This window comes from Algoriphagus sp. TR-M9 (assembly GCF_027594545.1).
GTDB lineage: Bacteria > Bacteroidota > Bacteroidia > Cytophagales > Cyclobacteriaceae > Algoriphagus > Algoriphagus halophytocola.
In genome coordinates this window covers 425,647-439,637 of the sequence record NZ_CP115160.1, presented here as the reverse complement: position 1 = coordinate 439,637, position 13,991 = coordinate 425,647, and the positions used below count along the sequence as shown (strand labels likewise).

General features: G+C 43.8%; 10 protein-coding genes. 5 read left to right on the top strand and 5 right to left on the bottom strand.

What is annotated here, in order from left to right; translation table 11 throughout:
• Positions 1-92 precede the first annotated feature (92 nt).
• Positions 93-965 carry a S1 family peptidase gene (locus PBT90_RS02085; RefSeq protein WP_264808693.1) on the top strand — a complete coding sequence of 291 codons (873 nt, stop codon included), beginning with the start codon at positions 93-95 and terminating at the stop codon, positions 963-965.
• A gap of 113 nt (positions 966-1,078) precedes the next feature.
• Here the strand turns inward: PBT90_RS02085 and PBT90_RS02080 are convergent, their stop codons facing one another.
• The 5 genes from PBT90_RS02080 to PBT90_RS02060 form a co-directional block, all read right to left on the bottom strand.
• Positions 1,079-3,310: an NADP-dependent isocitrate dehydrogenase gene (locus PBT90_RS02080; protein ID WP_270131295.1), complete on the bottom strand. Its 2,232-nt coding sequence runs from the start codon at positions 3,308-3,310 to the stop codon at positions 1,079-1,081.
• A gap of 188 nt (positions 3,311-3,498) precedes the next feature.
• Positions 3,499-4,296: an amidohydrolase gene (locus PBT90_RS02075; RefSeq protein WP_270131293.1), complete on the bottom strand. Its 798-nt coding sequence runs from the start codon at positions 4,294-4,296 to the stop codon at positions 3,499-3,501.
• A complete protein-coding gene (gene def, locus PBT90_RS02070; protein ID WP_264808690.1) occupies positions 4,293-4,847 on the bottom strand; it encodes a peptide deformylase in 555 nt (184 codons plus the stop codon). Before def ends, PBT90_RS02075 begins: the two co-directional genes overlap by 4 nt.
• On the bottom strand, positions 4,844-5,257 hold the full coding sequence (ruvX, locus tag PBT90_RS02065) for a Holliday junction resolvase RuvX (RefSeq protein ID WP_264808689.1): 414 nt from the start codon (positions 5,255-5,257) through the stop codon (positions 4,844-4,846). Before ruvX ends, def begins: the two co-directional genes overlap by 4 nt.
• On the bottom strand, positions 5,257-6,015 hold the full coding sequence (locus PBT90_RS02060; RefSeq protein ID WP_264808688.1) for a hemerythrin domain-containing protein: 759 nt from the start codon (positions 6,013-6,015) through the stop codon (positions 5,257-5,259). Before PBT90_RS02060 ends, ruvX begins: the two co-directional genes overlap by 1 nt.
• 167 nt (positions 6,016-6,182) lie before the next feature.
• Between PBT90_RS02060 and PBT90_RS02055 the strand changes: the two genes are divergently transcribed.
• The 4 genes from PBT90_RS02055 (at position 6,183) to PBT90_RS02040 (ending at position 13,922) form a co-directional block, all read left to right on the top strand.
• Positions 6,183-7,841: a S41 family peptidase gene (locus PBT90_RS02055; protein WP_270131289.1), complete on the top strand. Its 1,659-nt coding sequence runs from the start codon at positions 6,183-6,185 to the stop codon at positions 7,839-7,841.
• Positions 7,842-8,069: 228 nt separating this feature from the next.
• The gene (locus PBT90_RS02050) at positions 8,070-8,501 is read left to right on the top strand and encodes a VOC family protein (RefSeq protein ID WP_270131287.1); all 432 of its coding nucleotides are present in this window, start codon (positions 8,070-8,072) and stop codon (positions 8,499-8,501) included.
• Between the two features lie 766 nt (positions 8,502-9,267).
• Positions 9,268-12,414 carry a SusC/RagA family TonB-linked outer membrane protein gene (locus tag PBT90_RS02045; RefSeq protein ID WP_270131285.1) on the top strand — a complete coding sequence of 1,049 codons (3,147 nt, stop codon included), beginning with the start codon at positions 9,268-9,270 and terminating at the stop codon, positions 12,412-12,414.
• A 32-nt stretch (positions 12,415-12,446) separates the two neighbouring features.
• Positions 12,447-13,922, top strand: a complete 1,476-nt coding sequence (locus tag PBT90_RS02040; RefSeq protein WP_270131282.1) for a SusD/RagB family nutrient-binding outer membrane lipoprotein — start codon at positions 12,447-12,449, stop codon at positions 13,920-13,922.
• Positions 13,923-13,991: the final 69 nt, after the last annotated feature.

The following is a 13,991-nucleotide window of genomic DNA, read 5'->3' as shown; positions in this document are numbered from 1 at the left end:
CGATTTCAGAAACAGAATTTTCTTAAAAAGTGAAAAAACACTTCTTTCCCGATCCATTTTTCTAATTTAAAGTCTCACTTACCCCATTTTTGATGTTTGAAAAAGCAATTCTCGAAACTGCCGGATACACCCGGGCGATACATTCTATCTCCAGAAAATTTGGAAGTACCCAAATCGAACGCGGTGCTGCGACTCTTTTTTTTGTAAACCAAGAAGGCTATGCACTGACCTGCAAACATGTAGCACAATGGCTTTCCCAAGCCGACAAAATCAATCAACGATACCATTCCTTTCTACAGCAAGGTAAGAACTCAAGCGGAGGACAGCGCTCAGCATTGGCAAAAAAGCTAGGCTTAAAATCTGACTCCACCTCAGAAATGCGAATCACTTTTGTGGATTGTGTGGATCAGATCAAAAACATGAAGTTCTTCCTTCACCCGGAATACGACTTGGCCCTGATCAAATTCGAAGGCTTCGAAAAGACACTCTTTACGAATGTTCCGAAATTCAAAAAAGACCATTCAGACATCCATCCCGGGGCAATGTTGTGCAGGCTGGGATTTCCCTTTCCTGAGTTTTCCAACTATCAATTGAACACTCAGAACCAATGTTTGGAATGGACCAATACTGGAAACAAGCGATCGCCCAGGTTTCCCATAGACGGCATGCTTACCCGATTTCTGGGAGACAAAAACGGAAAAGTCTATGGAATGGAAATGAGCACCCCTGGACTCAGAGGTCAAAGTGGCGGACCGCTTTTCGATGCCAAGGGAAAAGTCTGTGGCATGCAGAGCCGAACCAAGCATTTACACTTAGGATTTGATATTGAAGAAAAAGCGATCATTGCCCATGGCAAAGCCAAAAAAGTGAATGACTACGCTTTTATCCATCTGGGTGAATGCATTCACGTCTCAGTAATCAAGGAGTTTATGCGGGCAAATGGCGTGAGTTTTGAGGAGGAATGATTGGATTTGGGATTGCGACAAAACGGGGCAGAAGGTTGTCTAAGCTCTCCGCAATCGAAAAAAGCCATCCAACACAATGGTCAGATGGCTTTCTAATTTTATCGAATTTCCTCTTAAACCAAAGTGGTCAAAATATCATTTAGCGTAGCGCTTGGTCGCATCGCTTGAGATGCTAGTGCCGCATCTGGCCTGAAGTATCCACCGATGTTCAATGGAGTTCCTTGAGAACCGTTCAGTTCACCCACTATAGTAGCTTCCTGTGCCTCTAGTGCCTGAGCCAGAGGAGTGAATTTAGCCTTCAATTCTGCATCCTTATTTTGCGCAGCAAGTGCCTGAGCCCAATAAAGTGCCAGGTAGAAATGACTTCCTCTGTTGTCCAGTTTACCTACGACTCTGGCTGGGGATTTGTCATTTTCCAGCCATTTGCCCGTCGCCTGATCCAAAGTTTCACCCAGAAGCAAAGCCTTATCGTTATGGAAAGTTCTGCCTAGATGCTCTAGGGAAACTGCCAATGCAAGGAATTCACCGAGAGAATCCCAGCGTAAGTGACCTTCAGTCACGAATTGCTCCACGTGTTTAGGCGCAGATCCACCAGCTCCGGTTTCGAACAAACCTCCACCATTCATCAATGGAACGATAGAAAGCATTTTGGCAGAAGTACCCAATTCCAAAATCGGGAACAAATCTGTCAGGTAATCTCTCAGCACATTTCCAGTCACAGAGATAGTATCCATGCCTTCTTTGATTCTCGCCAAAGAGAAATTAGTGGCTTCGATCGGAGAAAGGATAGAAATCTCCAATCCTTCCTGGTCATGCTCTGGTAGATATTTATTTACTTTTTTAATCAATTCCGCATCGTGCGCTCTGTTGGGATCCAACCAGAAGACCGCAGGAGTGTTAGAAAGCCTCGCTCTAGTTACTGCCAGTTTTACCCAGTCCTGGATCGGAGCATCTTTAGTCTGGCACATTCTCCAGATATCGCCGGTTTCTACTTCGTGAGAGAAAATTTCAACACCGTTTTGGTCGATCACTTTGACCTCTCCAGCATAGGAAATTTCAAATGTCTTGTCGTGAGAGCCATATTCCTCCGCTTTTTGCGCCATCAAACCTACGTTTGGAACAGACCCCATGGTCGCAGGATCAAATGCACCATGTCTTTTACAAAACTCAATGGTGGCACTATAAACACCAGCATAAGAACGATCTGGAATGATGGCCTTGGTGTCTTGTTGATTTCCTTCTTTGTTCCACATCTGACCAGAGGTTCTGATCATAGCAGGCATGGAAGCATCGATGATCACATCACTCGGCACATGCAGATTAGTAATCCCTTTATCAGAATTTACCATGGCTAGGTCCGGGCTATCGGCATAGCAGGCCTCAATATCTGCCAAAATCTCGGTTTTCTGCGCTACCGGAAGTTTCTCCAGACTGGCCAGCAAATCCCCAAATCCATTATTTACATCTACTCCTGCTGCCTCTAGGGTAGCCGCATGCTTGGTGAAAACCGGTTCGAAAAAGACTTTAACAGCATGTCCAAAAATGATAGGGTCTGAGACCTTCATCATGGTGGCTTTCATGTGCAGTGAAAACAACACGCCTTTTTCCTTTGCGTCAGCTTTTGCTTTGCGAAGGAAAGCCTTCAATGCAGCAATACTCATAGTTGAAGCATCGATCACCTCGCCTGCCTGGAGCTTCAACCCTGATTTTAGGATTTCTTTTTTTCCATCTGCACCGTGTAGCTCAATGGAGACTACTGCCTCATCTGCCAGGGTATGTGACTTTTCACTTCCGTAAAAATCCCCCTCAGTCATGCTATCTACATGAGACTTGGAATCAGCCGTCCATTTGCCCATTCTGTGCGGATGCTTTTTGGCATAAGCCTTCACGGCCTGTGGAGCTCTACGGTCGGAGTTACCTTCACGGAGAACTGGGTTTACAGCAGACCCTTTGATTTTATCGTATTTGGCTTTCACCGCTTTTTCCTCGTCAGTTTTTGGCTCTTCCGGGTAGTTGGGCAGTGCATAGCCTTGCGCCTGTAGTTCTTTGATGGCCGCTTTCAACTGAGGGATAGAAGCAGAGATGTTTGGAAGCTTTACAATATTAGCTTCCGGAGTCTTAGCTATGCTGCCAAGCTCTGCCAGGGCATCTGGAATCTGCTGCTCGGAACTTAAGTATTCGGGGAAAGTGGCAATGATTCTACCGGAAAGTGAAATATCGCGGGTTTCCACGGCTACACCCGCAGACTTGGTGAAAGATTCTACAATTGGCAATAAAGAATACGTGGCAAGAGCCGGAGCTTCATCTGTCAGCGTATAAAGGATTTTTGGAGTTTGGTTACTCATGGTTTTAAGAATTCAAAAGGCTTGTTTCACCCTGAATCTTCTAGCGACCTATGGAGATCTGTTCCATTTGACTATTAAAATGGAGTATAAAAAGAGAAACAGGGTCTTAAAATATCGCGGCTAAAATACGCAAAATATCCTTGTTTCAAATTCCGCTCGCATAAAGTCCTGAGCGAGTGAAAAATGCATTATTTGATCAAGAAATCATCCGAATCCATCCAAGCAGGAAATTTCTGACGAAAGGCCTCCAGCTCTTCAGCGTCTAGATGTACCAGGGCGATCTTATCCTCTTCCCCCATATACTCAAGCTGATTCCCTTTGTAATCGTAAGCGGCTGAGTGACCGTTGTACATGACCCCATTGCCGTCTGCTTTGACCCGGTTGACACCTATGGAATATGCCAAATTTTCAATCGCCCGAGCAGGCAAAAGCGCATCCCAAGCTGATATTCTAGCTGCTGGCCAAGAGGCTACATAAAAAATCAAGTCATAGGCAAGCTTTCCATCTAGGGTTCTATTTCTAGACCAAACGGGAAATCTCATATCATAGCAAACCTGTGGACAGACTCTCCAGCCATTCAGCTCAAAAATCGGTTGCCTCAGCCCGGCAGCAAAAGTCTGCTCTTCCTTCGCCATCCTAAACAAATGCCGCTTATCATAGTGCTGGATCATTCCTTCGGGACTCACCCATAGCAGACGGTTGACAAAGCCTTCCTCCGTTTTAATAATGGCGCTTCCGGTGATATAGGCCTTCTTTTGCGAAGCCATCTGACGAAGCCACCTGCATACGGTAAGATTCATGGGTTCGGCCAGTTCCTCCGCATCCATAGAGAATCCCGTGGGAAACATTTCGGGAAGTATAATCAAATCCACCTGCTCCTCCATGCCCCAAAGCTTCTCCTCTAGCATGGCCAGGTTTGCCACCTTATCTTTCCAGTGGAGATCCGTCTGAACTAGTGCAATGGAGAGCTTTGGTGATTTTATCATCTGGTAGGGTAAATCATTCTATAATCAGTGGACACTTTGCCCTTGCTGACATCTATTAGTTTTGACTTTACAAGACGCTTTTTGAGGCCTTTTAAGTAATCAATGAAAAGAATCCCCTCCAGATGGTCAAACTCGTGCTGGATCACCCGGGCTGTCATACCAGAAAACTCCTCTTCTTTCAGGTTCCAGTTTTCATCAAAATACTCAATTGTCAGGGATTCTGGTCGGGTGATTTCTGCCCGCACGTCTGGAATACTCAAGCAGCCCTCTTCGAAGCTGTAGTCGTCTCCATACTCTTCGAGTATCACTGGGTTGATAAAGGCTCTACGGATTCCTTTTTCCTCATCGTCCTCATCCAGCATCAAGGTGCTATCAATTACAAAAAGACTGATTCCCTGATTGATTTGCGGAGCGGCCAAGCCCACGCCGCTGGCATGGTCCATGGTGGCAAACATACTTTTGATCAGCTCATCTAGCTCGGTTCCTTCGGTAATCTCCTCTGCTTCTTTTTTCAGAATGGGATTACCATAAGCAACTATAGGATATATCATTGTTTTTCTAAATAGGATTGTAGAATAATTGCAGCGCTCACCTTGTCCAGGTTTCCGGCCTTTTCTTTCCGGTCCTTCTTTTTGCTACCCATGGTGATCATGCTTTGCATGGCCATCCGCGAAGTGAAGCGCTCATCTACCAGTTCGATTTTTTTATCTGGGAAAGCAGCTATAAGCTTATCTTTCATTTGAAGTACTTTGGGCGTCATTTCATTGTCCTGACCATTGAGACGGGTGGGATATCCCAGTACCAAGGTATCCACTTCCTCTTTTTGGCAATAGCTCTTGAGGTAGGACAGCAATGCTGCAGTCTCTATGGTTTCAAGTGGGTTTGCCAGCATTTTCAACGGGTCGGTAACAGCCAAACCGGTTCTTTTGGTTCCCAAATCTATAGCGAGTATTCTGGGCATCAGTTTCTTTGGATTTTTTTCTTGATCTGACGAAGTACCTCCCGCTCCAACTCTACAGCCTTTGGAAATAGCAGATCATCCTCGATTTTCGCATGGATTTTCAGCTCTTTTTCAAAGTCCTGCAATTCATGATAGAGCACTTTCATAGTCAGGGGCGCACTCTGATCTAGGGTATAGTCCATGGTCAGCTTACGTATGCCTTCCATTTCATCATCGTGGATTTCGTGCTGATCTGCCAATAGCTGTATAGGATCCCGTTCGATGATGGTCATTGCATCTTGCAGGGAGAACCGGTTGTTTTCTATATCCTGAAGCAGCTCTATCCGCTTAAACAGGCGGCTCTCCTCCTCATGAATATGATGAATGAAGTCTTCAACAAATAGTGGAAACATGATTCTCAGGTCAGCCATTAAACTGGCAAACTGAGGCTCTGGATTGATACCAGAGATAATATTGGAGAGAAAAGGAAGTTCCTGACGAACAAAGTAGTAATGCTTTTTCTTGAGATAGGCTACCAATACTTCAATAGGATTCAAAAAAAGCTCCTCATTGGTAGGTTCTGTGCGCTGGGCCCAGGATTCCAGCTCGGTAATCAGCTGGCTGGAATGAACCTTGTGTTTCTTGCATACCACTTCCAGTGAATGAGAGGAATACTGATAAAAGCTGATGCCAAAATAATGCAGGACGGAAGCAAAGACGTAGTTTTCAGAAACTAAGTCGCCTATGAGGGCTTTTTCAAAATCGTCCGATTTTCGCATGGTGCAAAATTAATTTTTTTAACAGAAAAAAGGGGAATAAATTTAGCCAATATCCTGCACGCTCGTATAAACATTTACTAGCTTTATCAAAAGACCCTTCGATTTGCAGGTATTTTGAAGTAATTTACTGAATTGAAAAACAAAATAACCAACTGAAAGAGAAAGCCGTGAGTGAGACGAAAAATACTAAATCCCAAATAAGACTTCCTATTATCTTGGCATTGGCCATTTCAGCAGGAATCTGGATCGGTGCGACCTTTGCCGAGCCTAAGGGAAATCAAAATGACTTAAGAGCTGCACTTTATAAGCTGCAGGAAATCATGACCTATGTCAACAGAGACTATGTGGACAGTGTCAATACCACCGAACTAGTAGAATATGGCATAGATAAGATGCTCGAGCATCTTGATCCACATTCCAGCTATATCCCTGCTAAGGATGCCTCGCTGGCCCAATCCCAGCTGGATGGAGAGTTTGACGGTATTGGGGTAGAATTTGGGATCATCAGAGATACCATATACGTAGTGGCTCCGCTGACCGGTGGCCCGTCCGAGGCACTGGGGATACAGTCTGGTGACCAGATCATCACCGTGGACGGAGAAAATGTAGCCGGTGTAGGTGTGACTAACCGAGATGTGTTTGAAAAACTACGTGGCCCCAAAGGCTCTGAAGTAGTCATAGACATCAAGAGAAAAAACCAGAAGGATCTGATCGAGTACAATATCACACGCGATAAAATCCCTCAATACAGCATTAATGCCTCTTACATGGTGGACAATGAAACTGGTTACATCAAAGTCACCCGTTTTGCAGCCACCACTTATGATGAGTTCAAAGAGTCAATTCTGGACCTGCAAAGCAAGGGCATGAAAAAGCTGATCATAGACCTTCAGGGCAATCCTGGCGGCTATATGGGTGCTGCTATCAATATGGCTGATGAACTTCTGGGCGACAAGGATCTGATCGTTTCTCAGCAAGGGAAAGTAGATCAATACAGCCAAAAGGCTTTTGCTTTTAGAGAAGGAGTTTTCGAAAATGGATCTATCATTGTTTTAGTCAATGAAGGCTCTGCTTCCGCATCGGAGATTTTGGCCGGAGCTATTCAGGACAATGACCGCGGCCTGATCGTGGGCAGAAGATCATTTGGAAAAGGATTGGTACAAATGCCGATTGACCTTTCTGACGGAGCGGAGTTACGATTGACTATTGCGAGATACTACACCCCATCCGGTAGATCTATCCAAAAACCTTACGATGCAGACTACGAAGCCTATGAGCGAGATTGGATCAACCGATACGAGCACGGGGAATTCTTCTCTGCAGACAGCATCAAATTCAATGACAGCCTGAAGTATGAAACCAAAAAAGGCCGCGTGGTTTATGGTGGAGGTGGAATCATGCCAGACTACTTCGTTCCTTTGGATACCACCATGAATTCTGCCTACGTGAGTAAAATCTTCAATTCCAACTCAGCTAGAGAATTTGTGCTAGACTTTGCCAATAAAAACAAGGCGAAATTTGAAGGAATGGATTTCCCAGAATACTATACAGACTACACGGTAAGTGATGCGATGCTAGATGAATTGGTAGAATATGGTAAAAAGAATAAAGTGGACTTCGATGCCGCTGACTTCAATAAGTCTAAGGAATACCTAAGAATACTGGTAAAGGCCCATTTAGGCCGACAACTGTATGACGAAAGTGCTTTCTACAAAGTGGTCAACGACATCAACGAAGTCTATTTGCAAGCGCTTAAATTATTTGATGAAGCCGATCGAATAGCCATGGCAAATGACCTTCACGAATCAAATGTTAATGAGGAATAAGCAAATCACGCTTATCGCCACAAAAGCGCCTGCGAAAACAGGTGCTTTTTTTGTACCAAAATATGGATACTACCACCAGGATCAGCATAGCGAAATAGGAGCAATGCCAAGATTCTGAATAATAGCTCCCTCATGCCAATTCTTCATTTCTTGTAAAATTGCTTTCCTTCTATTTTCAAAAAGCCTATCATTAGCTACAAATCCTTAGAAACCCAGTCCAAAAGCACCATGAAAACATTATTTACAGTACTATTACTCAGTATATCCATGAGCACATTTGCCCAGATCAAAGTAAACCATATTGCCGTCCACGTAAGTGATTTGGAAGAGAGCATGAACTTTTATCAAAATATCGTAGGTCTGGAAGAAATCGAAGAACCCTTCAAAGATGGGCTGCACGCCTGGTACAATATAGGAGGAGGTGCTGCTCTGCATATCATCGAAGCTCCCAATATCCCAACCCAAATCTCAAAAGTAAATCACCTCTGTTTTAGCATGAAGGATATGGATGCCTTTATCAAGACCTTAGAAAACACCGATTATCCTTTTGAAAGCTGGCTAGGAGAAAAAGGAAAGGTTACCATTCGAGTGGATGGCATACGCCAGATTTACATCCAAGATCCAGACGGCATGTGGCTGGAGATCAATGATGATTATTAAAGTTTATGGATATCCGCAGTTCTACATTGAACCCAGGGTTGCGTCGTTCCTCCTTACCCTGGGCTATTAAAAATTTGACCCCTTCAGGGTCTCAAAATCTACTGTATAGACCTACTTTCAGCATTGAGCTTTGAGCTTCTGCCTTTGATTCTGAGACTGCCGCGGCTCGTACCTTGCCTTCCTCCTTCGGCCGACAGGCGCAGTGGCCATACCAAACTTTCCACTTCCAACATCTTCGGTCATCGGTCTTCCGACCAGATAAGCGAAGGATCTAAGGTGAATGGCATCATTGCGGATAATCCTATTAAAGCTTTTCTCCCCCATTCTTTACAATAACCCAGACCACAAAATCTGGGTTTCTATTTTTATAGGCATGCCATTTTTATTGCAGAAATAAAGTGATTCTAGGACAGCCCTCCCCGTTAATTCATTGTTAAAATTTCCGGGATTATTTATAGGGATTGATTAAGATTTCTTCAAAGAAATCACGAACACCTAAAAAAATAACAGGTTTGATTTGATGGAATTCAGTTGATTATTGACTTTTCCCTTCCTATAAAAGCTAATTCCGAAGCTAAAAGCCATTTTGGTGTTACCACTTGTTTATTTTCTTGTCCTTTAAAATAACAAATTCAAAACCCCATTTTTCAACCTGATCTTCTACTCTTCAATACTTTTGGGCTTTGATAAATCAGCCTCTTTTTAACTGAATTAAAAACTGATTATCAATTACTTAAATACATTTCTAAAGTTTTAAAATCAAAAAATGAAGAAGACTTTTACAGTTATTGCTTTGTTGATGCTGCTCTTGCCTACATGCCTACTAGCGCAGGTACAGATCAAAGGAAAAGTATCAGACGCCACGGGAGAAGGTCTCCCCGGAGTCACGGTTTTGGTGAAAGGAACCACCAAAGGGACGGTTGCAGATTTTGAAGGCAACTACAACATCATGGCCGATGAAAATGCCACGTTGATATTTAGTTTCATAGGATTTGAAGCGCAAGAAGAAACGATTAACGGTCGGAGCATTATCAACGTCACCCTAGAGGAAGACAGCAGATCTCTGGACGAGGTAGTAGTCACCGCGATAGGAATTAAGCAACAGAAGAAAAAGCTAGGTTATGTGACCCAAGAGGTTCCTATGGATGCAATAGCTGAAGCGTCTACCCTCAATTTGGGCAATGCCCTTTCTGGGCAAATAGCGGGACTTACTGTCAGCAACCCTACAGGAATGTTTCAATCACCATCTTTTAGCCTAAGAGGAAAAAACCCTTTAATTGTACTGGATGGGGTACCTGTAGAGACAGACTTTTTTGATATCTCACCTGAAAACATTGAAAGCATCAATGTGCTAAAAGGAGGTGCCGCTTCTGCACTTTATGGCTCTAGGGGTAAAAATGGAGCTATTCTCATCACCCGGAAAAATGCTTCAAAAGAAGGCCTTACTGTGACTGCCACTACCAACAATATGGTGACGGCAGGTTTCACGGTTTTTCCTGAAACGCAAACCGAATACGGCAACGGCTCTAATGGCAAATACGAATTTTGGGACGGAGCAGATGGTGGCATTTCAGATGGTGACATGATCTGGGGTCCCAAATTCGAGCCTGGAGTCATGGTACCTCAGTGGAACTCTCCTATCCGAGACAAGCAAACTGGTGAAGAAATCGAGTGGTACGGTAGTGTCACCGGGACGGTTTACGATGACAAATCCCGCTATGAGCGCGTCCCAACCGAGTGGAAACGCCATGACAATTTGAATGATTTTTTAAGAACAGGTGTAGTCACCAAAAACGATGTGTCTGTTGCCTACCAAGGAGAAAAAGCTCAATTGCGATTTTCTGCAAACTATGCTTATCAGCAAGGGCAGGTACCGAACACCTCGGTAAATACCGGAGGATTCAATTTTAACTCCTCTTTCAAACTCAGCGAGAAATTACAGTTGGACGCCACTCTAGGATACAATAAGGTCTATTCTCCCAATTATCCTAGGTATGGCTATGGCCCAAAAAACCACATGTACACTATTCTGATTTGGATGGGCGATGATGTAAATGGACAGGACCTGAAGGATCACATGTATGTACCTGGACTGGAAGGCTACAGACAGGCAAACTTCAACTATGCCTGGTATAACAATGTCTACTTCGCTGCTCATGAGCTCAACCAAGTCCACAATAGAAATGTCATGGACGGGAAGCTGAAACTGAAGTACCAAATCACTCCTGATCTGTATGTGCAAGGGAGAATTTCTGCAAGACAAAAGTCATTGTTTGAGGACATGCAAAGTCCCAAATCCTACATGAACTATGGGGATTCAAGAAATGGAGATTACAAGTTTTGGAATGATGATCAGCTTAACCTGGATACTGATTTCTTAGCCGCCTATAACAAATCCCTGACAGAGACCCTTGGACTCACGGTAAATGCGGGTGCCTCTAGTTTCTACAGAAGTTACAAGCAAGCATACTCCTCTTCAGATGGACTCATAGTACCTTATGTATACAGTTTAAACAATACTCAAGGACCTGTTCAGGCCTCTAATTATCTTGAGGAAAAGGAAATCCGAAGTCTTTATGGTTCGGTAGGACTGGACCTATGGCAGTCAATTTTCTTGAATGTAACGGCTAGAAATGACTGGTCATCTACCTTACCCAAGGCCAACAACTCTTATTTCTACCCTTCGGCTTCGGTGAGCGCTATTGTTTCGGAGTTCATCAATCTGCCTAAGGCTATTGATTTTGTCAAAGTATATAGCTCTTGGTCGGAAGTTTCTAGCGATTTGAGCCCATACAGCATCTATTCTGCATACAATAAAGGAATCACCTATGGCTCTACACCTTCTGTAAACTACTCTTCCAGCTTGGTGAATCCGGAGATTATGCCTCAGAAATCCACCACTTTTGAAGCCGGATTATTTACATCCTTTGCGCAAAAAAGATTTACGCTTGAAGGAACTTACTACAGGATTCTTGACGAAAACCAGATCATTGACCTAAGTATTTCCCAAGCTTCAGGATTCAGCACTAGAAAAGTAAACGGAAACGAATACACCACCAATGGATTTGAATTGATGTTAAACTATGCTGCGATTCAGAAAGAAAAATTCAGCTGGAACATTGGTGCCAACTGGACAAAGTTTGAGCGAAAACTCACCGGAATCTACGGAGGTGATGACAACTTTGGCAACCTAAAAGTGGGTGACCGGGCAGATAGCTATTACGCGACAGTATGGCAAAAAAGCGCTGACGGTCAAGTAATACTGGACGCAAACACCGGAATGCCTAGCAGAGATCCCTTCCCTACCAATATCGGCCACCTTGACCCTTCTTGGAGATTTGGAATCCAAAATCAATTTAACATCAACAAGTTCAGGATAGCCATGGATGTAGATGGTGCCTGGGGAGGACTACTCCGGTCTATCACTATAGAGAAAATGTGGTGGGGAGGAAAGCATCCTAACTCTACCCAATATAGAGATGAGGAGTACGCGGCCGGACAACCTGTCTATGTACCTGAAGGTGTAGTGGTCACCGAGGGGGAACTAGTGCGGGATGTAGATGGAAATGTGATCTCTGACACCCGGGAATACGCACCGAATACTACGGCTGTGAGCTGGCAGACCTGGTCTCAGACTTACCCATATAGAGCTCAAGTCACTGAAGACGAAAGTGAAACCTTTGCCAATGTGTACGACAGATCTTTTCTGAAGCTGAGGAGACTATCTGTGACGTATGACCTGATGAACATCCTGCCATCCAATAAAATCAAGAACCTAGACCTGACCTTGTACGGATACAACCTTTTTGTACTGAAAAAACTACCCTACCTAGACCCTGACTTTGGAAATGACAATAACCTGCAGGATCCATCCTCACGATATGTGGGCATGACTTTGAAAGCCGTATTTTAATTGATTTCAGTCAGACAAAAGCTAGAATAAACATGAAAAACATAATAGCAATCCTTCTCTTTTCTTTGATGCTTTCCTCCTGTGCTGATTTGGAGGAAATGAACATCAATCCAAACCTCCCCACTGAAACCCATCCACAGCTCCTCCTTACAAATGTAGAGTGGGATGTATTCAGAGCTTATGGAGGTACCTCCCCGCTTTATGCCCAAAAAATGCTGGTGCAAACTGATGGAGAGAACACCAATCAATACTACAAATGGGACAGAGGTAGTTTTGGACCTTACTCCGTATTGAGAAATGTCACCAAAATGATCGAAGAAGCCGAGCGTATCAATGAACCCTCTTATGTTGCATTAGGGAAGTTTTTCCGCAGCTACTACTTCTTTAACCTAACACTGAACTTTGGTGATGTTCCTTATACTGCCGCTTTGAAAGGGGAAACGGATGAGGGTTATGCGCCTATTTATGATGAACAGGCAGAGGTTTTCAAAGGCATTTTAGCCGAACTTGCAGAAGCCGAAAACATTCTTGCTGCGCAAAACACCATCATAGCCGGGGACATCATCTACGGTGGCAATATCCTTTCTTGGAGAAAACTCATCAATGCCTTTCGACTAAAGGTGCTTTTGACTTTGTCTCCAAAAGAAACTTCTGGAGAAATCGACTTCAGTGAATTCAACAGTATTTACACTAATAGTCCTTTAATGGAAAATGAATCCGAGAGTGGTCAACTGGTTTTCCTCGATCAGCAAAACAACAGGTACCCAGACTTCAATAGTAGTGGATTCAGCTCTGGAATGTACATGGACTCCACATTCATCCAGCGGCTTCAAGAAAGAAAAGATCCCCGTCTTTTTATCTACAGCACTCAAACCAAATCTGCCAAGGAAGCAGGAAAGGCTATAGATGACTTTAGCGCTTATGAGGGAGGCGATCCAGCAGCTCCTTATGGAGAAGTGAATGAAAAAGCTACACAAGGCAATGTTTCGAAAGTAAACGATCGCTATCATAGAGATCCGGTCAATGAGCCTTACAAACTCCTTGGCTACTCTGAACAACAGTTGATACTGGCCGAGGCTGCCGTGAGAGGGTGGATCAATGCAGACGCAAAGACACTCTATGAAGAAGGTGTGAAAGCTTCATTTCAGTTTTACGAGATGTATTCTGAAGAATACAGTGGCTATGTAGATGCAAATGCCGCATCAAATTACCTGAGTGAGCCTATCAATGATTTTTCTAAAGCAATGAGTGATGAGGAGAAAATCCAATTGATCGTGATGCAAAAGTACCTGCAGTCATTCTTCCAGATGCAATGGACTTCATTCTATGATCACCATAGAACGGGCTACCCTGAATTCAGAAGACCGGAAGGCGTAGAAATCCCTTATAGATGGATCTATCCACAATCAGAGTATAACTATAATGCAGACAACGTAACTTCTGCGATTGCCAAGCAGTTCGGCGCTGGCAACGACAACATCCACGAAATGACATGGTGGATAAAATAAAAAATCTGATTATCCGAATGAATGCCAGTAGTTAAGGAATGGGACTGGATAGTAGTGGATATACATATA